This is a genomic window from Saccharopolyspora rosea (assembly GCF_025643595.1).
GTDB classification, from domain to species: domain Bacteria; phylum Actinomycetota; class Actinomycetes; order Mycobacteriales; family Pseudonocardiaceae; genus Saccharopolyspora; species Saccharopolyspora rosea.
Map to the genome: position 1 here is coordinate 4,547,546 of NZ_CP102826.1, position 20,424 is coordinate 4,567,969.

Below are 20,424 nucleotides of genomic sequence, written 5' to 3' on the forward strand. Positions count from 1 at the left end.
CGGGTTCCCCCAACGGATCACGCCGCCCCACCGAGCCGTGGCCGCCTCGGAGAGGCGGCCAACGGACGTGCGTTCAGACGCAGACGCGGGCAGCCGCCATCGACGGCCACCACCAGGCGACGAGCGCACCGCGCATCTGCATGTCGGCGACCCTAGCACGCGGTGCGCGCGGGATCGCCGGAGTCGCGCGCCCGGCGGTGCACCCCCAACGGAGCAGCCGACCGGCCCGGGCGAGCGCGTTGCGCACCGACTACGACCCCGGGGGTTGATCGCCGGAGCCGGTCTGGAAAAACTGTTCACGGTTCGCACCCGAGCCGGGTGTGCCCTCGTCCGCCGAGCAGTGAAGGAGTGACGGCATGTCGGTCGCCGATGGCCCGGTGTTGGCCATGTCCCGGGAGGAAGCCAACAGCCTGCTGGCGAAGTCGACGGACCAGGCGCACGAGGGCCGGGTCTACGACTACTACCTGGGCGGGAGCTCGAACTACGCGGTGGACCGCCTGTTCGCGCGCAAGCAGATCGAGCGGGTGCCGGACATCCCGTGGGCGGCCCGGCAGAACCGCAAGTTCCTCACCCGCGTCGTGCAGCACATGATCGACCTGGGCATCCGGCAGTTCGTGGACATGGGTTCCGGCCTGCCCACCGAGGGCAACGTGCACGAGATCGCCGAGGAACGCGCGCCCGGCGAGTGCCGCGTGGTCTACGTCGACCACGACGCCGTCGCCAGCGCGCACGCCTACCTGCTGCTGGAGCGGTCCGGCGAGCTGGAGCGCAACGCGCCGGTGAACGGCGACCTGCTGGCGCACGAGCGGCTGTGGGAGGTGATCACCGGCACCGGTCTGATCGACCCGTCCCAGCCGGTCGGGCTGCTGCTGGTGGCGGTGCTGCACTTCCTGCCGGACGAGCTGGACCCGCACCGCTCGGTGGCGTTCTACCGCGACCAGCTGCCGTCGGGCTCGTGCCTGGCGATCTCGCACGCCAGCACGGACCAGATGTCCGACGACGCGCGCGAGCGGCTGTCCACGGTGCTGCGCGACTACGACCGCACGACGTCGAAGGCGCTGGCCCGCACCCGTCCCCAGATCCGCGAGTTCTTCGGGGACTGGTCGCTGGTCGAGCCGCCGGGCATCGTGTGGACGCCGGAGTGGTACGCCCCGGGCGCGGTCCGCGACGACGTCGGCGACGCGGACCCGTCCCGGTCGCAGATCGTCGCCGGGCTGGCCCGCAAGCCGTGACGCCTCTGAGCCTGTCTTCGAACTCGTTTTGAGTGGCGGTGCCGGTGGCGGAACCTCGGCAGCCGGCTCGACTGCGGAAGCCCCTCCCGGTGTATGCCCACTTCCACGCCACCGGCACCGCCACGCACAACGGGACAAGCTCTCGGTTCACCCGAGCGCGCGGTCGAGGTTGAACGCGGCGCTGATCAGCGCGAGGTGGGTGAACGCCTGCGGGAAGTTGCCCTGCTGCTCGCCGGTGGTGCTGATCTGCTCGGCGTAGAGGCCGAGGTGGTTGGCGTAGGTGAGCATCTTCTCGAACACCAGCCGCGCGTCGTCGAGCCGCCCGGCCCTGGTGAGCGCTTCGACGTACCAGAAGGAGCAGATCGAGAACGTGCCCTCCTCCCCGTGCAGGCCGTCCGGGCTGACCTGCGGGTCGTACCGGTAGACCAGCGAGTCGGACACCAGGTCCGCGGCAAGTGCGTCCAGTGTGGACAGCCACTTCGGATCGGTGGGGGCGATGAACTTGGTCAGCGGCATCATCAGGACGGCGGCGTCGAGCACGTCGGTCTCCTCGTGCTGGACGAACGCGTGCCGGGTCGGTGACCAGCCGCGCGCCATGATGCGCCGGTAGATCTCGTCCCGCGAGCGCCGCCAGCGCGCCAGGTCGGCGGGCAGCCCGCGGTGCTGGGCCATCCGCATCGCGCGTTCGATCGCCACCCAGCACATCAGCCGCGAGTAGAGGAACTTCCGCCGCCCGCCGCGGGTTTCCCAGACGCCCTCGTCGGGCTGGTCCCAGTGCGCGCAGACCCAGTCCGCCAGCTCGGAGACCGCGTCCCAGTCGTGGCTGGAGATCGGCTCGCACCACTTGTCGTAGAGGTAGATCGAGTCGATCAGCGCGCCGTAGATGTCGAGCTGGAGCTGGGTGGCGGCGGCGTTGCCGATCCGCACCGGCGCGGAACGCCGGTAGCCCTCCAGGTGCGGCAGTTCGCGCTCGGGCACCCGGGTGCGCCCGTCGATGCCGTACAGGACCTGCAGGGGCGGGTCGTCGCGGTGGTGCACCCGGTCCTTGATGAAGTCCATGAACCCCTTGGCCTCGCGGGTGAAACCGAGGCGCAGCAGCGCGTAGACGCAGAACGCGGCGTCGCGGATCCAGACGTACCGGTAGTCCCAGTTGCGCTCGCCGCCGACGCGCTCGGGCAGGCTGGTCGTCGGGGCGGCCACGATCGCCCCGGTCGGCGCGTAGGTGAGCAGTTTGAGGGTGAGCGCCGAGCGGTGCACCATCTCCCGCCACCGGCCCCGGTAGCGGGAGGCGGACAGCCACCGCCGCCAGTACGCCACGGTCCCGGCGAACTCCCGTTCCGCCTCGGCGTGCGCGCACCCGCGCGGCGCGATCTGGCCTCCGACGCGGTCGAGGGCGAACACCGCGGACTCGCCTTCGGTGAGCTTGAACTCCGTCCACGCGTCCCGACCGTCGCAGTCGAGCGGGACGGTGGCGGTCAGCGCCAGCGACAGGGTCGCCGACTCGAACAGCGCCACGCCCTCCGCCAACCGCGCGGTGTGCGGCTGGGCGCCGTAGTCGAACCGGGGTGCGATCCGCACCTGGAACCCGGCGGTGCCGCGGGTGCAGACCACCCGGCGGATCAGCCGGTGCCGGTCGACCTCGCCGGAGTCGTCGCAGACCGGCATGAAGTCCTGGACCTCGCCCACGCCCTCCTCGGTGAAGAACCGGGTGATGAGCACGTTGGTGTCCGGGAAGTAGAACTGCTTGGTGCGTTCCGCCGAGACCGCGGACAGCTCGAACGACCCGCCCCGCTCCGCGTCGAGGATCGCCGCGAAGACGCTCGGGGCGTCGAACGACGGGCTGCAGTACCAGTCGATGGTGCCGTCCCCGCCCACCAGGGCCACGGTGCGCAGGTCACCGATCAGCCCGTGGTCGGCGATCGGCAGGTATCCCTCGCCCATCGTTCCAGCGTGCGCCTCCCGTCGGTCCGACGCCAGTGGCACCGGGCGGGCCGTCCGCGCGTTCCGGTCCGCGACCAGATCCGTCCTCTGTGGACCGGATCAGTGGTCGGGCGGTTTCACCGCCAGCACCGGGACCGGGGAGTCGAGGAGCAGGCGTTGGCTGACGCTGCCGAGCAACGCCTTGCCGACCGGCGATCGGCGCCGGATCCCGATGACGAGCCGGTCGACCGGCCGCCGGTCGATCTCGTCGAGCACCGCGTCGGCCGGGTCGCGGGCCGAACGCCCCTCCCGGTCGACGACGGTGACCGGCACCCCCTCCGGGACCGCGTCGAGCGGGCTGAGGCCGAGGTTGACGACGACGAGATCGGTGTCCAGGCGCGCGGCCTCGGCGACCGCGGCTTCCAGGGCCGTGCGCCCCTCCGCGCTGTCCGGTACTGCGACCACGACCGACATGGCGGTGACCTCCCTGCTGGTGGTTGTTCTTCAGCGCCGGCCGCGCAGTTCCGCTTCCACTTCTTCCAGCGTCTTGCCGCGGGTTTCCGGGACCATCGTCGCGACGAAGATGATGCCGAGCACGCCGATCCCGGCGAACAGGAAGAAGGTGGGGGCGATGCCGAGAGCGGCGACGACCGGCGGGAAGCCGAAGGTGACGCCCGCGTCGGCCATCCAGAGCACGAACACGCACAGGCCCATCGCGAAGCTGCGGATCTTCAGCGGGAAGATCTCCGAGAGCAGCAGCCAGGTCAGCGGCCCGAGCGTGCCCTGCATGGCGAACACGAACGCCACCACGAACACGAGGATGATGTAGGGCTTGGCCGGGACGGCGGGCATGAACATCGCCGACGCGCCGACGAGGAGGTGGAACGCGGTCACCAGCGCGAAACCGCCGAGCAGCATGGTGCGCCGGTTGATCTTGTTGATCAGCATGATGCCGACGGTGATGCCCAGCAGGCTGAACAGGCCGTTGGCGGTGTTGGCGATGATCGCGCCGTTGCTGGAGAAACCGGCCGTCTGCAACAGCTGCGTGCCGTAGTACATGATCGAGTTGATGCCGGTGAACTGCTGGAACACGCCCAGCACCGCGCCGATGACGACCAGTCGCCGGATCCACGGCACCGCCAGGTCGAACCAGCCCCCGGTCCGCGCCTTGCGCTCCTCCTCGGCCAGCTCGCGCACCTCGGCGAGTTCGGCTTCGGCGCGCTGCGCGGAGCGCAGCTGCCGCAACGCCCCGAGCGCGTCCTCGTCGCGTCCGCGCGCCGACAGCCAGCGGGGGCTTTCCGGGACGCCGAGCATGCCGACGAACAGCCCGATCGCGGGCAGCGCCGCGATGACGAGCATGTACCGCCACACCACGGGGTGCTGGCCCCACGCGTTGAGGATGACCGCGTTGATCACGAACGCGGCGAACTGGCCGGACACGATCATGATCTCGTTGCGGGTCACGAAACTGCCCCGGCGTTCCACGGGCGCCACTTCCGCCAGGTAGACGGGCACCGTGGCGGAGGCGCCGCCGACGGCCACGCCGAGCACGAACCGGAACAGGGCCAGCACCTGCCAGCTGGGCGCCACCGCGCTGCCGATCGTGCCGACCAGGAAGACCGCGGAGAGCACGAGCAGGTTGTGCCGCCGCCCGTAGCGGTCGGCCAGCCGCCCGCCGAGCACCGCACCGAAGGCGGCGCCGAAGATGAGGATGCTGACCACGAAGCCCTCGGTGACGGGGCTGAGCCCGAGGTCGACCTTCATCGGGTCGACCGCTCCGTTGATGACACCCGTGTCGTAGCCGAACAGCAGGCCGCCGAAGGTGGCCACGAAGGCGACCACGCCCAGTCGGCGGGAGTGCGGACCTGGCTGGTCGGGCGGGAGTGGGGTGTGCTGCACGGATGTTCGAGCGCGGTTCATCGACCTACCTCCGCTCGTTCGGCCCTCGGGGAGCCGGTCTGGGGTGCCAACGGGGAACGGGATCCGCCGAGGTCAGCGGCGATCGCGCCGCGACCGGGGCGTGCCCTGACCGCGCCCGGCCGTTCCGGCGTCGGTCACCTTCGACATGCGCTGGAATCCTTCTGCTCAGGACGACGACGCGCCGCCACGGCGCGTCGTCCGCCGCGGAGCGCCCCGGACATCTCGCCGAAACGCCGCCGCAATCTGTGATGGCAGACACTAGACAGCCATAGTCCTTATGTCAAGACATACTTGAAGTGCAGTCTGAGCTGCGGAAATGAGACCCCGATTCGAAGACCCGCACCCGGGGACTCGCCGTTGCACCGGCCCGCGCGCTCATCGGCGCCGGCGCGAGGAGATCCCACTTCCGTCCTCAATGGACGCCTCTCTCCCCGGTCCGCCTGTTCCGCGCGCAGCCGGCGCCGCAGCCCGGACATCAACGACTTCCCGCAAGGGGAACCGGAAACCTCACCGCAGGCGGTCGATCACGCCGGGGGTTCGGCGCAGCAGGCGGGTGACGCCGCCGACGGTGAACTCGGTGAGCAGGTCGATGAGGGCTTCGGGTTCGGGGGCGTCGGGGGCGCGGGAGAGCAGCACCATCGCTTCGGTCATGGCGAAGCAGAGGGCGACGAGGGCGTCGTCGGCGCGACCGGAGGTGACGCCCTCGTCGCGGAAGCGGCGGCGGCTGGCCTCGGCGTAGACCGGGGCCAGACGTCGGCACAACCGGGTCAGGGCCGGATCTCCGGAGCGTTCCGCGACGTGCAGCAGGTCGTGGATCTCGGGGTTGTCGGCGACGTAGCCGAACAGGCGCGCGTAGGCGCGGCGGGCCACGGCGCCCAACTCCTCGTCGTGCGGTTCGAGGACCTCGTGCGACAGCGCCCGGAAGGCGTGCTCCTCGGCGCGGGCCACCGCCGCGGCGAACAGCGCCGCGCGGTCGCCGAACAGCTCGTACACCGACTGGCGGCCAACGCCCGCGCGGCGGGCGATCTCCTCGATGCCCGCCGCCGCGGGACCGGACGCGGCGAAGACCCCGGTGGCCGCCCGCAGCACCCGCTCGCGCTGCTCGTCGGCGGGGATCCGACGCGGCCGCCCCGGGCCTTTCCCCCGTCGCGGTGTTGACACGTGATCCACCCCACGATCATGATTTCCCGACACAACTGTCGGATTTTCTTTCCTGGTCAAAGGAGACGGGATGCATTTGTCCGGCCGTCCCGCCCGGGTGTTCGCGGTGGCCGTCGCGGTCGCCGCCGCGGTCCTCCCGAGCACCGCCTCCGCCGCCCCGACCTCGTTCTACGACCCGCCGACACCACTGCCCCCGGGCTCCGACGGCGACATCATCCGCCACGAGCCGACGGAGTTCTTCCTCGACCCCGCGCGGACGCTGCGCGCACCGGCCGACGCCCAGCGGATCATGTACCGCAGCACCGACACGCACGGCAGGCCGATGGCCGTCACCGGCACCGTGCTCACCCCGCGCACCCCGTGGCGCGGTACCGGCGAGCGCCCGATCGTCGGGTACGCGGTCGGCACGCAGGGCGTGGGCGACGACTGCGCCCCGTCGAAAGCGCTGGCCGCGGGCAACGAGTACGAGGGACCGTTCATCTCCGGCCTGCTCGCCCGCGGTTACGGCGTGGTCGTCACCGACTACGAGGGCCTCGGCACGCCCGGCGTGCACACCTACGTCAACCGGGTCTCCGAGGGCCACGCCGTGCTGGACTCGATCCGCGCGGCCCAGCGCCTCGACGCCGCCGGCCTGCCCGACCACGGGCCGGTCGCGATCACCGGGTACTCGCAGGGCGGCGGCGCGTCGGCCTCGGCCGCCGAGCTGCAACGGTCCTACGCACCCGAACTGGACCTCAAGGGCGCCTACGCCGGGGCACCACCGGCCGACCTCACCGCGACCGCGCGGGCGCTGGACGGCACCTACGGGGCCGGCCTGGTCGGGTTCGCGCTGGCCGGGATGAACGCGGCCTACCCCGACCTGGACATCCCCCGCGTGCTCAACGACCGGGGCAAGCGGCTGCTCGACGAGATCTCCGACGAGTGCGTGACCGACATCCCCAAGTACGCGTTCATGCGCTCCGCGGACCTCACCCGGGACGGCCGCCCGCTGGAGGACTACCTCGCCGAGGAACCGTTCCACTCCCGCGTCGCCGAGCAGACCATCGGACTGCGCGCCCCGCACGCACCGGTGCTGGTGGCGCACAGCAGGTTCGACGACCTCGTCCCGTTCGACCAGGGGCGGCGGATGGCCGAATCCTGGTGCCAGGAGGGCGCGACGGTGCAGTTCTCCGCCTACCCCTCGCCCACCCACGTCGCCACCGCACTGGCCGCGTTCCCCGAGGCGTACGGCTTCCTCCAGAACCGCTTCGCCGACCAGGCACCACCGGACAACTGCGGGAAGTTCTGACGGAAGCCCGTCTTCGAACCTGCTCCCGTAACAGGCGTGGCAAGCGGCGGGAGCCGCTTTCTCTTTCGGTGAGTGGTCTCGCCACTTGCACCGCCGCGGGTTCTCCGACGAGCACAGCGGCGCGTCAGCGCCTCCTTGGGGGGTGGTGGTCGGGTGACGGGCGGGCGTCTCGCGAGGACAGCCCCGACGCTGTGTACGGAGGGGTACATGAGGAGGGGATCCCGGAGCCGATGTGATCGCGGCGCGCCAGCGCCTCCATGGGGGGCGGCGGCCGGGAGACGGGCGGGCCGCTGAGTGCCTGTCTTTGAACTTGGTCCGGAACCCGCGTGGCAAGCGGCGGTAGCCGCTTTCTCTTTCGGTGAGTGGTCTCGCCGCTGGCACCGCCGCGGGTTCTCAGCGGTCGTCTCGCGAGGACAGCCCCGACGCCGTGTATTGGCATACATCAGGAGGGGCTTCCGCAGTCGAGACGGCCGCTGAGGTTCCGCCACCGGCACCGCTACGCAAAAGGAGTTCGAAGACAGGCTCTGAGGTTCCGCCACCGGCACCGCCACGCAAAACGAGTTCAATGACAGGCTCTCAGCTCAGCCCGGTTCGCCGCCCATCATGCGCAGCATGGGCAGTCCACCGGTGCGGACGAACCGGGCCAGCAGTGCCCCGGCGACGACGATCGCGGCGATGTTCAGCCAGGTCGGGTAGTTCCAGCTGATGCCCTCCGCGGGCAGCCGCGCGCCGGAGCGCGGTGGGACCCAGCCCGCCGCGCCGAAGAGGAGTTCCACCGCGTATCCGGCGAGCACCGCGGTCGCGAACAGCGACGCGCCGAGCAAGCCCGCCATCCCGGCTCCGTAGTACTTCCGGTAGATGTTGAGGATCGGCAGGATGATCAGGTCGGCGAAGATGAACGAGACCACGCCGCCGAAGCTGATGCCCCCGGTCCACAGCACGACCGCGAGCGGCACGTTGCCGATCGAGCACACGAAGCTGAGCACGGCCACGACCGGGCCGATGATCGGTCCCCACACCGCGCCCAGCAGCGGGTCGTCGGTCAGGAACAGCGCGCGCCAGACGTCGTGCGGCACCCACGCGCCCACCGCGCCCGCGATCAGCAGCCCGGCGACCAGGTCCTTCCAGATCGCCGCCCACTCCATGACGAACACGTGCGCGACGGCGGTGAACGCCTCGGGCGAGAACAGCCGCCGCCAGCCCACCGACATGTCCATCGCGGCGTGCCCCTCCATCGATCCGGCCAGGCCGCGGTCGGCCTGCTCGCGCGCCCGCTCCACCGCGCGCCGGCTCAGCACCAGCCGGAACAGCACCGCCAGCAGCACGATCATCACCGGCCCGCCGACGAACTCGGCGGCGGTGAACTGCCAGCCCAGCAGCAGCGCCAGCAGCACGCCCAGTTCGAGGACCAGGTTGGTCGAGGCGACCTCGAAGGTGATCGCGGCGGTGAACCCGGCGCCCTTGCGGAACAGCGAGCGCGCCAGCGCCACGGCGGCGTAGGAGCACGACGAGGACGCCGCCCCGGCCGCCGTCGCGGTCACCAGGGTGACCGGCCGGTCATCGCCCAGCAGGCGCACCACGGCCTCCTTGGGCACCACGGCCTGCACCACCGCCGACAACCCGAACCCGAGCACGAGCGCCCACAGGATCTCCCACGCCATGGACCCGGCCATGGCCAGCGCACGCAACACCGCGTCGATCATCTCCACCTCCTCGCGCCACTTCCAGGCATAACCTGCGGGACGCCCGGCAATGTCGATGCCGACCGGACGATCATCCGGCGCCCGGCCGCGCGGAGGAGAGCACCTCCGCCGGTCGGCACCGTCGAAGTCCGAGACCCGTTCCGACGGACCAACCGACGGCGCTGGAAGAACCGATGCCCGTGCGCACTGGGCGGCCGAACGGTTGCGCTGACGCTCGGCGCATCCGGCGCTGGCCCCGGTGGGCGTTCTCCCCGCGGTGAAAGGAACCACGCCCATTGCTCCACTGTGGACGGCCGTTTACCGGGGTGATTCCACCGTTCGCTCGCTTGTTCCGGAACCGCCCCGGCGGAACAGTGGTCGCCGACCGCCGCAGCCGACCGGTGGAGGAGCGATGGGCACCGACGACACCCCGGTCTACGGCGACCGGCTCGTCGCCGTGGAACCGGGTGGCGTCGAACCGGTCTCCGACCCGGACCGGCACGGCCGCGCGCACCAGCTGTTCTGGACGTGGGCCTCGCCGAACCTGGAGTTCACCACCGTCTTCATCGGGGTGCTCGCGGTGTCCGGTTTCGGCCTCGGCTTCTGGCGGGCGTGCCTGGCGATGGCGGTCGGGAACCTCCTCGGCTCCGCCGTGCACGCCGTGCTGTCCTCGCGCGGCCCGGACCTCGGCGTGCCGCAGATGGTGCTCAGCAGGGCCGCGTTCGGCCACCGGGGCAACGCCCTGCCCGCGGCTCTGATGTCGCTGATGGCCGGTGTCGGGTGGTTCGCCGTCAACAGCGTCAGCGGGTCGTTCGCGCTGTCCGCGCTGACCGGGCTGCCGGTGGTCGGCTGCCTGGCCGCCGTGGTGCTCGCGCAGGTCGTGATCGCCTTCTTCGGGCACAACCTGATCCAGTCGTACGAGAAGTACATCTTCGGCGTGCTGGCCGCGATCTTCGCGGTCGTCGCCGTGGTCGTGCTCGGCCGGACCGACCCCGGGGCCGCGCCCGTCGCCGAACGGCCCGGAGCGTTCCTGCTCGCGGTCGGCGCCGCGTTCGGCTACACCGCAGGGTGGAGCCCGTTCGCCGCCGACTACACCCGCTACCTGCCGAGGTCGGTGAACCGGCGCGCCGTCGGCGTGTTCGCCGGTCTCGGTCTGTTCGTGCCCGCGACGCTGCTGATGGCGGTCGGCGCGGCCGCGACGAGGGTCGCCACCGGCACCGCCGACAACCCCACCGCCGCGTTCACCGCCCAGCTCCCCCCCGCTCCTGGCGGCGGCCACGCTGCTCGCGGTCACCCTCGGCGCGGTCGCCGCGAACGTGCTCAACGTCTACTCGGGGGCGCTGGCGTTCCTGTGCCTGGGGCTGCGCCTGCCCTTCCGCTGGCGGCGCGCCGTGGTGGCGGTCGGGTTCGGCGCGGTCGGGTTCGCGCTCGCCTGGTCGGGGCTGGCCGACGCGGGTCGCGCCTACGAGAGCTTCCTGCTGGTGATCGCCTACTGGGTCGGGCCGTGGCTCGGCGTCGTGCTGGTCGACCACCGCCTCCGGCGGGGGACGCGCACCGACCACCTGCTCGACGACCCCGGGCACCGCAACCCCGCCGGCGTCACCGCCTTCGTCGTCGGAGTGCTCGTCTCCGTCGCCCTGTTCGCCAACCAGTCGCCGTACACCGGGCCGATCCCCCGCGCGTTCCCGTGGCTCGGCGACATCACCTACCTCGTCGGGTTCGCCGTCGCCGCACTGCTGCACGCGTCGCTGTCCCGCAAGCCGGCGGCCGACCGCCGACCACACCCGGTCCGCGCGGGCTCCGCCGAGTGACCGACCGCCCGGCGTGGACATCGCGGGCGTTCCACCGGCCCACCGGGATTGATTTCAACCAGCGCTGAAGAAACCGGGCGCATCGACCTCCCCGATCGAGCTCCGCTGGTTTATTCAGCCGTGGTATTTTTTATCCGTCCAGATAAAAACCGAGGTCGAGGCGATGAAGCGGACGTTCACCAACGAGCAGCGGCGGGCGCAGATCGTGACGGCGGCGATCGAGACGATCGCCGAGCTGGGATACGCCAAGGCGTCGTTCGCGCGGATCACCGAACGCGCCGGGCTGAGCAGCCCGCGGATGATCTCCTACCACTTCGCGGACAAGGACGACCTGGTCCAGCAGATCGCCACCGAGGTGTGCACCGCGGGCGGGGAGTTCGTCGTCGACCGGATGCGCGGCGCCGAGACCCACCTGGAGAGGCTGCGCGCCTACCTGGAGGCCAATCTGGAGTTCCTGCGCGACCACCCCGAGCGGATCGCCGCGCTCACCGAGATCGGCCCGCACCTGCGCACCGCGGCGGGCGAACCGCACACCTCCACCACCGCGCAGGACTTCAGCGTGCGGACGCTGGCCGACCAGCTCGCCGAGGGACAGGCCGCCGGGGAGTTCCGCGACTTCGACACCCGCGCGATGGCGGTGCTGATCCGCAGCGCCGTCGACAGCGCGGGGCGGCGGCTGCGCGAGGACCCGGACTTCGACGTCGAGTCCTACACCCGCGAGGTCGTCACCACCTTCACGCTCGCCACCCGGAGCGAGCCCACGCCATGACTGGGGGTTCCACCATGCCGACGCGCTCCGCCGCGCACGGCCGCGTCAACCGCGTGCTGCTGACCGATCTGATCACCCCGCTGGTCCTGTTCTACGGGCTGCGGTGGCTGGGTGCGGACCAGTTCCTGGCACTGGCGGCCGGGGCCGCGCTGCCGCTGGTCCGGGGCGTGCGCGACCTCGCCGCGCACCGCCGGATCGGCGGGGTCCAACTGTTCGTCCTGCTCGCCATGGTCCTCACCGTGGTCACGTCGTTGCTCAGCGGCAGCCCGCGACTGCTGCTCGTGCGGGGTGCCTGGATGACCGTCGCGCTGGGCCTGTTCCTGCTCGGCAGCGTCCGCGCCCGCCGACCGTTCCTGTACGAGGCGGGGTGGCTGGTCTTCTCCGACCACCAGCGGCGGATCTGGGAGCGGAACTGGGAGCTCCACCCGGCCTTCCGCCGGTTCCTGCGGCTGGCCACCGCGCTGTGGGCGGTCGCGTGGATGCTCGACGCGGTCGTGCGCGTGGTGCTGGCGACGACGCTGCCCGTGGACGACGTGCCGTTGCTCGAAGGTGCCCTGTTCGCCGTGACCTTCGCCAGCTGCCTTGCCGTGCAGCGGTTCTTCGGCCGCGCGTACCTGCGCAGGCACGGACTCCGCAGGGACGGCGTGGAAATCAGGCCGATCGCGACCGGATAGCGGTTCCCGCCGAAGGCGGCCGGGATCGACCTCGCCCGCGGCGGCAAGCACCTCCGCAGGTGCCGCACCGCCCGGATCACCCCGCCCCTTCCGTCCACTCAAGACAATCAGGTGGTCCGAAGTGGATGGTTGTCCGGAGGATCCGCGGACAGCGCAGGCGTACGTGGCATTCCGACCCGCCCCGCCGACCGCACCGCTCAGGACGCGGGCAGCGGCCGCGCGGGTGCGACGAGCGGCAGCCCGTGGTGCCGGGCGAAGTCGTCGAGCTCCACTTCGTCGGCCATCCGCGTGGGGTCGGCGGGGCTGACCAGGTGGGCGAAGACCGCGACCGGTGGCTCGCCCGCGGCGCCGACGAGCGCGGCGGCCACCTCCGCGAGCCCACCGGTGTCCGACGGCCGGACCGCGACCGGCACGACGTGCCCGGGGCGCGTGAAGTCGGCGGGCACGGCGCGCGGGTCGGCGAGGCGCAGCGCGGTGGCGGCGCGGTCCGACGCGGAAATGCCCGTGGTGGTGCCATCGACCGCGTCGACCGCGACGCAGAACGTGGCGCCACCGCCGCGCGCGGCCCGCGGGTGCATCGGTGGGAGGGCCAGCGCGTCGCAGCGTTGGGCGGGCAGGGCGACGCAGACGAAACCGGAGCTGTGGCGGACGGTGAACGCCATCAGAGCGGTGGTGGCGCGGGACGCGGCGAAGACGAGGCCGCCGCCGGCGCGGTCGGCGACCACCACCGGACGTCCGGCCGCCACGGCGGACTCGGGCTCAGCGGAGATGTCGGGCACGGTTCCTCCACGGTCCACTGTGGACCATTCGGGCGCGGTGGGGACGAGCGGGGCGTGTCGCGTCACCGACGACACGCCTGGCTGCCCACGCGGCGCAGATCCACGTGGCGACGCCGGGTGAGGTGTGCCGGAACCATCACGCGCCCATGCTCGGCAGGCCCGCCGGGGGTGTCAATCCCTCCCACCGCCCGGAACGCCGGACGGCGACAGCCGCGGGGATACACTTCCGCGGAACCGCCGACCGAGAGGACCCGCCATGTCCGGGCAGCGCAGCGCCGTCGAGAGCGGCCCCCGGGAGAAGAGCTCCCGACCGCTCGTCGTGCTGCTGCTGGTCATCATCGTGGCCCTGATCACGGCCGTGACGGTCCAGACCGCGCTGACGCCCGCCCCCGGCGCGGCCGGTCGCGCGGAGCTGCGCGACGGCGTCCGGGCCGCGTTGCAGGCGGACGACGAGAGCGGTTTCAAACGGCTGTTCGACGATGACACCGCCGGGGACGACTACGCCGCCGACTACCTGCGCTCCTGGCAGCAGCGCGGGGTCGACCGGGTCGTCGTGGACACGGTCGGTGACGCCCTGGTGGCCCGCGGCTACCGCGGTGGCCACCAGACCGCCTGCTCGGCCTGGCCCGTCTTCGAGGACGGCAGCCGCTGGTTGCTCAAGGGCACACCGGCCACCGACCCCGGGCTGTGCCGCTGATCACCGCCCGAGCGCGGGCGGGCCCGGAGCGGCCGGGTGAGCCGATCCGGACCCGGTGCGGTCAGATCGTCGCGGTGTCGATCACGAAGCGGTAGCGGACGTCGCTGGCCAGCACTCGCGAGTAGGCCTCGTTGATCCGCTCCGCGGGGATGACCTCGATCTCCGCGCCGATGCCGTGCGCGGCGCAGAAGTCCAGCATCTCCTGGGTCTCCGGGATGCCGCCGATGAGCGACCCGGCCAGCGAGCGGCGCCCGTGGATCAGCGCGGCCAGGGGCAGCTCGGCGGGCCGCTCCGGCAGCCCGACCTGGACCATCGTGCCGCCGGTGCTGAGCAATCCCAGGTAGGCGCCCATGTCCAGCTCGGCGGAGACGGTGTTGACGATCAGGTCGAAGGTGTTCGCGAACCGCTCGAAGGTGGCCGGGTCGGAGGTGGCCGCGTAGTCGTCGGCGCCCAGGCGCAGCCCGTCGTCCTTCTTGCGCAGCGACTGGCTGAGCACCGTGACCTCGGCGCCCATCGCGTGCGCGATCTTGACGGCCATGTGGCCCAGCCCACCGAGGCCGACCACGGCGACCTTCTTGCCCGGGCCGGCGCCCCAGCGGGTCAGCGGCGAGTAGACCGTGATGCCCGCGCACAGCAGCGGGGCCGCGGTGTCCAGCGGAATGCCGTCGGGGATGCGCAGCGCGTAGTTCTGGTCCACCACGATCTGCTTGGCGTAGCCGCCGTAGGTGGGATTCCCGTCACGTCCGAAGCTGTTGTAGGTCATGACGGTGCCCGGTTCGCCGGTGCAGTACTGCTCCAGCCCGGCGCGGCAGTTCGCGCACTCCCGGCAGGAATCGACGAAGCAGCCGACCCCCACGCGGTCGCCGACGGCGTAGCGAGTCACACTGGAACCGACCTCCGCGACCACCCCGGCGATCTCGTGCCCGGGCACCATCGGGAACGTACCCACGCCCCACTCGGCGTTGACCTGGTGGATGTCGGAGTGGCAGATGCCGGCGAACTTGATGTCGATGAGGATGTCGTGCTCGCCGAGCTCCCGGCGCGGAACCGTGGTCGGTTCGAGCGGCGCCTTCGGCGACGGCGCGGCGTAGGCGGCGATCGTGTGCGTCATGGTTCCGAGCGTGCCGGGGCCCGGGGAGCGCAACCAGCGGACGTCGAACGTACGAAACGTGTTCCTACTACTGGGAGAAGCACCCTCGCATGGACCAGCGCACCGAGCTGAGCGAGTTCCTGCGCACCCGTCGTGCCCGGCTGCGGCCCGAGGACGTCGGCCTGCCCCAGCTCGGGCGGCGCCGCGTTCCCGGCCTGCGGCGGGAAGAACTGGCCCAGCTGGCCGGTGTGAGCGTGGCGTACTACACACGACTTGAGCAAGGTCACGGCCACAACGTCTCGGGCGCCGTGCTCGACGCGATCTCCAACGCGCTGCGCCTCAACGAGGCCGAACGCGACCACCTGCGCAACCTCGTCCGACCGGTGCACCGGCGCCGCCGGTCGGCGCCCGCGCAGCGGGTGCGGCCCGAGCTGCAACAACTGCTGGACACCATGGACAACAACCCGACCGTGGTGCTCGGGCGCCGGCTGGACGTGATCGGCTGGAACCGGCTCGCCTGCGCGCTGTTCGGCGACTTCGCCGAACTGACCCGCAAGCAGCGCAACCTCGCCCGCCTGGTGTTCCGCGACCCGGTCTCCCGCACCCGCTACGTCGACTGGGAGGCCAAGGCCGCCGACGTCGTCGGGTACCTGCGCCTCGACGTGGGCCGCTACCCCGACGACCCGCACCTGGCGGACCTGGTGGACGAGCTGTCGCAGGCCAGCGAGGACTTCCGCCGGCTGTGGGCGGCGCACGACGTCAACGACAAGGGCCACGGCCGCAAGCGGCTGCACCACCCGCTGGTCGGCGAGTTCACCCTCGGCTACGAGACGCTGCACCTGCCGACCGACCCCGAGCAGCGGCTGATCGCCTACCACGCCGAGCCCGGCTCCCCCTCCGCCGACGCGCTGCGGCTGCTGGCGTCCGCCGACGCGGCGCAGGCGGACCGGTGGAACAGCGCGGCCGAAGCCGTGTAGCGCCCGGCCCGGCGGTGCGGGGGACCACAATGGACATCGACGGCGATGTCCACGGGGTTCCGGCCCGGTGGCGGATGCCCGTCGCGGCGTTGCGGGGATGCCCGGCGCGGGCGTGGCACCGATCGTGCGCGGGTAGCCCGAGGACGTCGAGGACCGACGTCACCGGGAGGAACGAATGCCAGACGCGCACGCCGAGCGGCGAGGTGAGCCGCCGCCCGCCGAACCACCGGAACAACCGTCCACTCCGGACGAACCGGAGCGACCCGCCACGCCCGAACCGCCCGGTGGACCGAAGGCCCCGGACGAACCGGAGGTCCCCGAACCCGAACGGCCGGAGCCGCCGAGGGCTCCGGAACCACCGGAACCACCGGACCAGCAGCGCGGAGCCGAATCCGCACCTCACCGCGACCGCAGCAGCCGCCGGGCGCCGAGCGCGCCGCAGGCGGCGAGCACACCCGCCGCGAGCGCGGCGTGGTGCTGGGACGGCCACAGTTGGGCGCTGCGCGGGCGGGACCGGGCGTCGAAGACGCCGTGCGCGCCGTAGTCGTACCCGTCCGAGTCGGCCGGTGCCCACAGGTTGTCCGCCCGGTGCGGGTCGTGCACGGACGCGTTCTGCTGGGCGGCGTAGCCGTTGCTGGCGAGGTAGCGGTCCAGCAGGCCGGGGGCCACCGCGTTGGCCAGCAGCGTCTTGACCGTGCTGGCGCCCACCCAGTACTCCCGGCGACGCGGGTGGTCCCCGGCGTGCACGATGGCGCGGGCGGCGACCTCGGGTTGGAAGATCGGCGGAACCGGCTGCGGGTGGTCCCGCAACCGCGAGCGCACCCAGGAGAACTGGGGCGTGTTCACCGCGGGCAGCTGGACCATCGTGGTCCGCACCCCGCTGCGCTCGTGCAGCAGTTCGCACCGCAGGGACTCGTGGAAGCCCTGGATCGCGTGCTTGGCGCCGCAGTAGGCCGACTGCAGCGGGATCCCCCGGTAGGCCAACGCCGAACCGACCTGCACGATCGCACCGCGGTCCCGGGGCCGCATGTGCCGCAGCGCCGCCATCGTGCCGTGCACGAAGCCGAGGTAGGTGACCTCGGTGACACGCCGGAACTCCTCGGGCCCGATCTCGTGGAACGGCGCGAACACCGAGGTGAACGCGTCGTTGACCCACACGTCGATCGGCCCCAGCTCGTCCTCGACGCGCTGCGCTGCGGCGAAGACCTCCTCCGAGCGCGCCACGTCCACCGGGACCGCCAGCGGCGTGCCCCCGGCCAGCCGGACGTCCTCGGCGGCGCCGTCCAGCCCGCGCCGCCCGCGCGCCAGCAGCGCGACGCGACAGCCGCGCCGACCGTACTCGCGCGCCACCGCGCGCCCGATCCCGGCGCTCGCGCCGGTCACCACGACAACTCCGGACTCGCGCACCCGTGCCCCCTTCCCGGCCGTGATCGGCGGTTTCCCGCGCCGCGCGGACCGCAAACACACCACTGTGGACCCGCGTGGCGGGAGTTCGCCGTTGTGGCGGAAGGGATGTGCGGTTGGTCACCAGCCCGTCACCGGTGCGCCACGAGTCGTTACCGTCACCGGCGGTGCATCGCAGCCGAGACCGGAGTTCCCACGTGCCCACCGCGAATCCGCAGCGCGTCGTCGCGGCGACCGCGCGCTGGTTGGTCACCGCCTTCCCGTCCACCGGCGGCTCGTTCAGCCGCGCCCTCGCGGAGGTCCAGGCGCGCCAGGCCGTCGACGTCGCCGCCGGTTTGCGCTACCCCACCCCACTGGACGTCGAGCTGCTGGAGCTGACCGGACCGGGCGGTGCCGGGCGCCTGGACGAGCTGGCGGGCGCCTGCGAGCCCGACGAGATCTGGCGCGAGTGGGTGGACGAGGTGCTGGCCAGCTGGGCGTGCTGCCTGCTCGCCGACCCGGCGCTGGCCGTCCGCGCGGTGGCCGCGCTGGACGAACCCGAATCCGCCTTCGGCCGTCTCACCGACCCCGGCCACCGCGAGCGCGACGCCGGGGTGCTGCTGCGGCACCCGGACCTGCTGTCCCCGGTCGCGGACCTGCACCGCGACGGGCTCCTCGCGCTGCTCGACCGCACCACCGCGTCGGCGTCCTGACTCACCGGCTCCGACCGGACAGCGCGTCGCGCATCCGGTCGATCAGCCCGATCCCGGGGTCCAGCAACATGTTCGCCGGCGGCCGGTCCGGGCCCGCGGGGTGCGGCCGGGTCGGTGCGGACTCCTTGGCCATGGCGATCTTCGCACCGAGATCGCGCAGCTGATCGGCGTCGCAGAGCTGCCGCAGGCGCGGGAACAGGTCGTTCTCCTCGTCGGCGACGTGGTGGCGGATGTCGTCGATGAGCTCGCGGGTCAGGCGGTCGAACGCCGGGTCGGCGGGGTCCAGGCCCTCCAGCTCCTTCATCAGCCGTTCGGCCTCGGCGTGCTCGGCGATCTCGTGGTCGGCGATCTCGTCGCCGTCCGGCAGGATCTCCCGCGCCGCCGGGTAGAGGTACTGCTCCTCGGCCACCGAGTGCCGCACGAGTTCGGTGATGATGTGGTCGACGAGGTCGCGGCGCTGCCGGTCGGACATCCCGCCCCGCTCGTAGTCGGTGAACGCCTGGTCCACCTGCCGGTGGTCGGCGACCAGGACGTCGACGAGATCGCCGTGCTGCTGCGTGGTCATGGTCCCTCCTCCTCGTCGGGCCCGTCCGTCCCGCGTTCCCGCCCGCCCGCGCGGCCAAACCCGGGGCATGCGCGACCGCGGCGGCGGGTAGCTCACGGGCGTGCAGGAGCCGACTGCGATGCTGCGAACGCTCACCCGGGTGGTGCGCGCGCTCGACGACGCCTCGGTGGCGTTCGCGCTGACCGGCGGCTGCGCCGTCTACGCCCGGGGCGGCCCGCCCTCCGACCACGACATCGACGTGCTGGTGCCGTCGACCGAGGCCGAATCGGCGGTGCAGGCTTTGCACCGGATGTTCGGGATGCGTCCGGTGGATCCGGAGGAGAGCTGGTTGACCAAGGTCTACGACGGCGACTGGCTCGTCGACGTGATCTTCCGGCCCAACGAGCGGCCGGTGGACGGGGCTACCCTGGCGCGCGCGGACCGGGTGCGGGTCGGCCCGACGAGCGTTCCGGTGATGCCCGCGACCTACCTGCTCACCGACAAGCTGCTCGTGCTCGGACCGCACCGGTGCGACCTGGCCGAACCGTTGCAGTGGGCGCGTGCGCTGCGCGAACAGGTCGACTGGGCGGAAGTGGACCGCGCCACCGGGGGCTCGCCGTACGCGGCGGCGTTCCTGTCGCTGTGCGAACGGCTCGCGGTGGCGCCCGTGGAGAGGAGGGTGACCGTGTCCGTCACCGACCGGTCGGAGTACGTCGCCGAACGGCTGGCCCGGGTGCTGGCCCAGGACCCGCGCACCGCCGAGCTGGGCGTGGAGGTGGAGGCCCGCGGCGGCGAGGTGCACCTGCGCGGCGTGGTCACCAGCGAACGCCAGCACGCCGAGGTCGCCGGGGTCGCCGCGGAGCACTCCGCCGACCACCGGGTGCGCGACGACATCCGCGTCGTCGGGACGGCGAACGCCCCCGGCCAGGAGGACGTGTCGTGATCCGCGTGGCGGCCGTGGGCGACGTGCACCTGGGGCAGGGCGACCACGGGCGGTTCCGCCCCGCCCTGCGGGACCTGCCGGACCTGGCCGACGTGCTGCTGCTCGCGGGCGACCTGACCAACCACGGCTCCCCGGCCGAGGCGCGTTCGGTCGCCGCGGAGTTCGGCGACCTTGCGGTGCCGGTGGTGGCGGTGCTGGGCAACCACGACCACCACTCGGACCGGGTGCCGGAGGTGACCGGCATCCTGCGCGACGCCGGGATCGGCGTGCTCGACGGCGACACCGCCGTGTTCGACATCGGCCCGCACACCCTCGGCGTGGCCGGGGTGAAGGGCTTCGGCGGCGGTTTCACCGACAACTGCGGCAGCTCGTTCGGCGAACGCGTGATGCGCGATTTCGTCGACCACGCCAAGGATTCCGCCGCGCGCCTGGAGAGCGCCCTGCACTCGCTGGACACCACCTACCGGGTGGCGCTGACGCACTACTCCCCCGTGGCCGAGACGCTGACCGGGGAACCGCGGGAGATCTTCCCGTTCCTGGGCTCCCGGCTGCTGGCCGAGGCGGTCGACGGGGGGCGCGCGGATCTCGCGCTGCACGGGCACGCCCACTACGGCAGCGAACGCGGCAGGACGGCGGGTGGCGTCCCGGTGCGCAACGTGGCGCACCACGTGCTGGGCGTGCCGTTCAAGGTGTACCGGCTCGGTACCGGTTCGGACAGCGCGGTCGGCGCCGCCGAACGGGAAGCGGTGTCCTGAGGCTGAGCTTCGAACTCTTTTTGGGTGGCGGTGCCGGTGGCGGAACCTCAGCGGCCGTCTCGACTGCGGAAGCCCCTTCTGATGTA

Annotated in this window: 21 protein-coding genes and 1 pseudogene; 11 read left to right on the top strand and 11 right to left on the bottom strand. The window is 72.2% G+C overall.

Annotated features, from left to right (window positions below; translation table 11 throughout):
• Positions 1–73 precede the first annotated feature (73 nt).
• Positions 74–247 carry a hypothetical protein gene (locus NV263_RS20980; RefSeq protein ID WP_263248251.1) on the bottom strand — a complete coding sequence of 58 codons (174 nt, stop codon included), beginning with the start codon at positions 245–247 and terminating at the stop codon, positions 74–76.
• 109 nt (positions 248–356) lie between these two features.
• Between NV263_RS20980 and NV263_RS20985 the strand changes: the two genes are divergently transcribed.
• A complete protein-coding gene (locus NV263_RS20985; protein WP_263248252.1) occupies positions 357–1,232 on the top strand; it encodes an SAM-dependent methyltransferase in 876 nt (291 codons plus the stop codon).
• Between the two features lie 147 nt (positions 1,233–1,379).
• Here NV263_RS20985 and NV263_RS20990 read toward each other — a convergent pair whose 3' ends face one another.
• From NV263_RS20990 to NV263_RS21005, 4 genes are all read right to left on the bottom strand, one after another.
• Positions 1,380–3,173: a glycoside hydrolase family 15 protein gene (locus tag NV263_RS20990; RefSeq protein WP_263248253.1), complete on the bottom strand. Its 1,794-nt coding sequence runs from the start codon at positions 3,171–3,173 to the stop codon at positions 1,380–1,382.
• A 99-nt stretch (positions 3,174–3,272) separates the two neighbouring features.
• Positions 3,273–3,626, bottom strand: coding sequence for a universal stress protein (locus NV263_RS20995; protein WP_263248254.1), 354 nt, complete (start codon positions 3,624–3,626; stop codon positions 3,273–3,275).
• Positions 3,627–3,656: 30 nt separating this feature from the next.
• The gene (locus tag NV263_RS21000; protein WP_263248256.1) at positions 3,657–5,072 is read right to left on the bottom strand and encodes a sugar porter family MFS transporter; all 1,416 of its coding nucleotides are present in this window, start codon (positions 5,070–5,072) and stop codon (positions 3,657–3,659) included.
• 507 nt (positions 5,073–5,579) lie between these two features.
• Positions 5,580–6,233, bottom strand: a complete 654-nt coding sequence (locus tag NV263_RS21005; protein WP_317630354.1) for a TetR/AcrR family transcriptional regulator — start codon at positions 6,231–6,233, stop codon at positions 5,580–5,582.
• Positions 6,234–6,303: 70 nt separating this feature from the next.
• On the opposite strand from NV263_RS21005, the gene NV263_RS21010 reads away from it, so the two are divergent.
• Positions 6,304–7,521 (top strand): lipase family protein, encoded by a 1,218-nt coding sequence (locus tag NV263_RS21010; protein WP_263248258.1) that lies wholly within the window; start codon positions 6,304–6,306, stop codon positions 7,519–7,521.
• A gap of 581 nt (positions 7,522–8,102) precedes the next feature.
• Here NV263_RS21010 and NV263_RS21015 read toward each other — a convergent pair.
• Positions 8,103–9,224 carry a permease gene (locus tag NV263_RS21015; RefSeq protein ID WP_263248260.1) on the bottom strand — a complete coding sequence of 374 codons (1,122 nt, stop codon included), beginning with the start codon at positions 9,222–9,224 and terminating at the stop codon, positions 8,103–8,105.
• A gap of 391 nt (positions 9,225–9,615) precedes the next feature.
• Between NV263_RS21015 and NV263_RS21020 the strand changes: the two are divergent.
• Positions 9,616–10,371, top strand: a pseudogene (locus NV263_RS21020) (purine-cytosine permease family protein); the annotation flags it as partial.
• Here the strand turns inward: NV263_RS21020 and NV263_RS21025 are convergent.
• Positions 10,302–10,448, bottom strand: a complete 147-nt coding sequence (locus NV263_RS21025) for a hypothetical protein (RefSeq protein WP_263254468.1) — start codon at positions 10,446–10,448, stop codon at positions 10,302–10,304. The pseudogene NV263_RS21020 and the gene NV263_RS21025 overlap by 70 nt on opposite strands.
• Positions 10,449–10,519: 71 nt before the next feature.
• Between NV263_RS21025 and NV263_RS21030 the strand changes: the two genes are divergently transcribed.
• The 3 genes from NV263_RS21030 to NV263_RS21040 all read left to right on the top strand — a co-directional run bounded on the left by NV263_RS21030 (position 10,520) and on the right by NV263_RS21040 (position 12,457).
• Positions 10,520–11,014, top strand: coding sequence for a hypothetical protein (locus NV263_RS21030; RefSeq protein ID WP_263254470.1), 495 nt, complete (start codon positions 10,520–10,522; stop codon positions 11,012–11,014).
• Between the two features lie 163 nt (positions 11,015–11,177).
• Positions 11,178–11,783, top strand: coding sequence for a TetR/AcrR family transcriptional regulator (locus NV263_RS21035; RefSeq protein ID WP_263248262.1), 606 nt, complete (start codon positions 11,178–11,180; stop codon positions 11,781–11,783).
• On the top strand, positions 11,780–12,457 hold the full coding sequence (locus tag NV263_RS21040; RefSeq protein WP_263248264.1) for a VC0807 family protein: 678 nt from the start codon (positions 11,780–11,782) through the stop codon (positions 12,455–12,457). Before NV263_RS21035 ends, NV263_RS21040 begins: the two co-directional genes overlap by 4 nt.
• Positions 12,458–12,654: 197 nt before the next feature.
• Here the strand turns inward: NV263_RS21040 and NV263_RS21045 are convergent, their stop codons facing one another.
• Entirely contained in the window at positions 12,655–13,236 is a 582-nt protein-coding gene (locus NV263_RS21045) for a 3,4-dihydroxy-2-butanone-4-phosphate synthase (protein WP_263248266.1), read from the bottom strand.
• Positions 13,237–13,492: 256 nt separating this feature from the next.
• Here NV263_RS21045 and NV263_RS21050 point away from each other — a divergent pair, with 256 nt between their 5' ends.
• The gene (locus NV263_RS21050) at positions 13,493–13,933 is read left to right on the top strand and encodes a hypothetical protein (RefSeq protein ID WP_263248268.1); all 441 of its coding nucleotides are present in this window, start codon (positions 13,493–13,495) and stop codon (positions 13,931–13,933) included.
• 61 nt (positions 13,934–13,994) lie between these two features.
• Here the strand turns inward: NV263_RS21050 and NV263_RS21055 are convergent, their stop codons facing one another.
• Positions 13,995–15,044: an NAD(P)-dependent alcohol dehydrogenase gene (locus NV263_RS21055; protein ID WP_263248269.1), complete on the bottom strand. Its 1,050-nt coding sequence runs from the start codon at positions 15,042–15,044 to the stop codon at positions 13,995–13,997.
• Positions 15,045–15,133: 89 nt separating this feature from the next.
• Between NV263_RS21055 and NV263_RS21060 the strand changes: the two genes are divergently transcribed.
• A complete protein-coding gene (locus NV263_RS21060; protein ID WP_263248270.1) occupies positions 15,134–16,000 on the top strand; it encodes a helix-turn-helix domain-containing protein in 867 nt (288 codons plus the stop codon).
• A 399-nt stretch (positions 16,001–16,399) separates the two neighbouring features.
• Here NV263_RS21060 and NV263_RS21065 read toward each other — a convergent pair whose 3' ends face one another.
• Entirely contained in the window at positions 16,400–17,407 is a 1,008-nt protein-coding gene (locus NV263_RS21065) for an SDR family oxidoreductase (RefSeq protein WP_263248272.1), read from the bottom strand.
• Positions 17,408–17,601: 194 nt separating this feature from the next.
• On the opposite strand from NV263_RS21065, the gene NV263_RS21070 reads away from it, so the two are divergent.
• On the top strand, positions 17,602–18,096 hold the full coding sequence (locus NV263_RS21070; RefSeq protein WP_263248273.1) for a hypothetical protein: 495 nt from the start codon (positions 17,602–17,604) through the stop codon (positions 18,094–18,096).
• A gap of 1 nt (position 18,097) precedes the next feature.
• Here the strand turns inward: NV263_RS21070 and NV263_RS21075 are convergent, their stop codons facing one another.
• A complete protein-coding gene (locus tag NV263_RS21075; protein ID WP_263248274.1) occupies positions 18,098–18,661 on the bottom strand; it encodes a hemerythrin domain-containing protein in 564 nt (187 codons plus the stop codon).
• Between the two features lie 118 nt (positions 18,662–18,779).
• Here NV263_RS21075 and NV263_RS21080 point away from each other — a divergent pair, with 118 nt between their 5' ends.
• Together NV263_RS21080 and NV263_RS21085 are read left to right on the top strand one after the other, a co-directional pair.
• Positions 18,780–19,583 (top strand): BON domain-containing protein, encoded by an 804-nt coding sequence (locus tag NV263_RS21080; protein ID WP_263248275.1) that lies wholly within the window; start codon positions 18,780–18,782, stop codon positions 19,581–19,583.
• Entirely contained in the window at positions 19,580–20,338 is a 759-nt protein-coding gene (locus NV263_RS21085) for a metallophosphoesterase family protein (RefSeq protein ID WP_263248277.1), read from the top strand. Before NV263_RS21080 ends, NV263_RS21085 begins: the two co-directional genes overlap by 4 nt.
• The last annotated feature ends 86 nt before the right edge of the window (positions 20,339–20,424 follow it).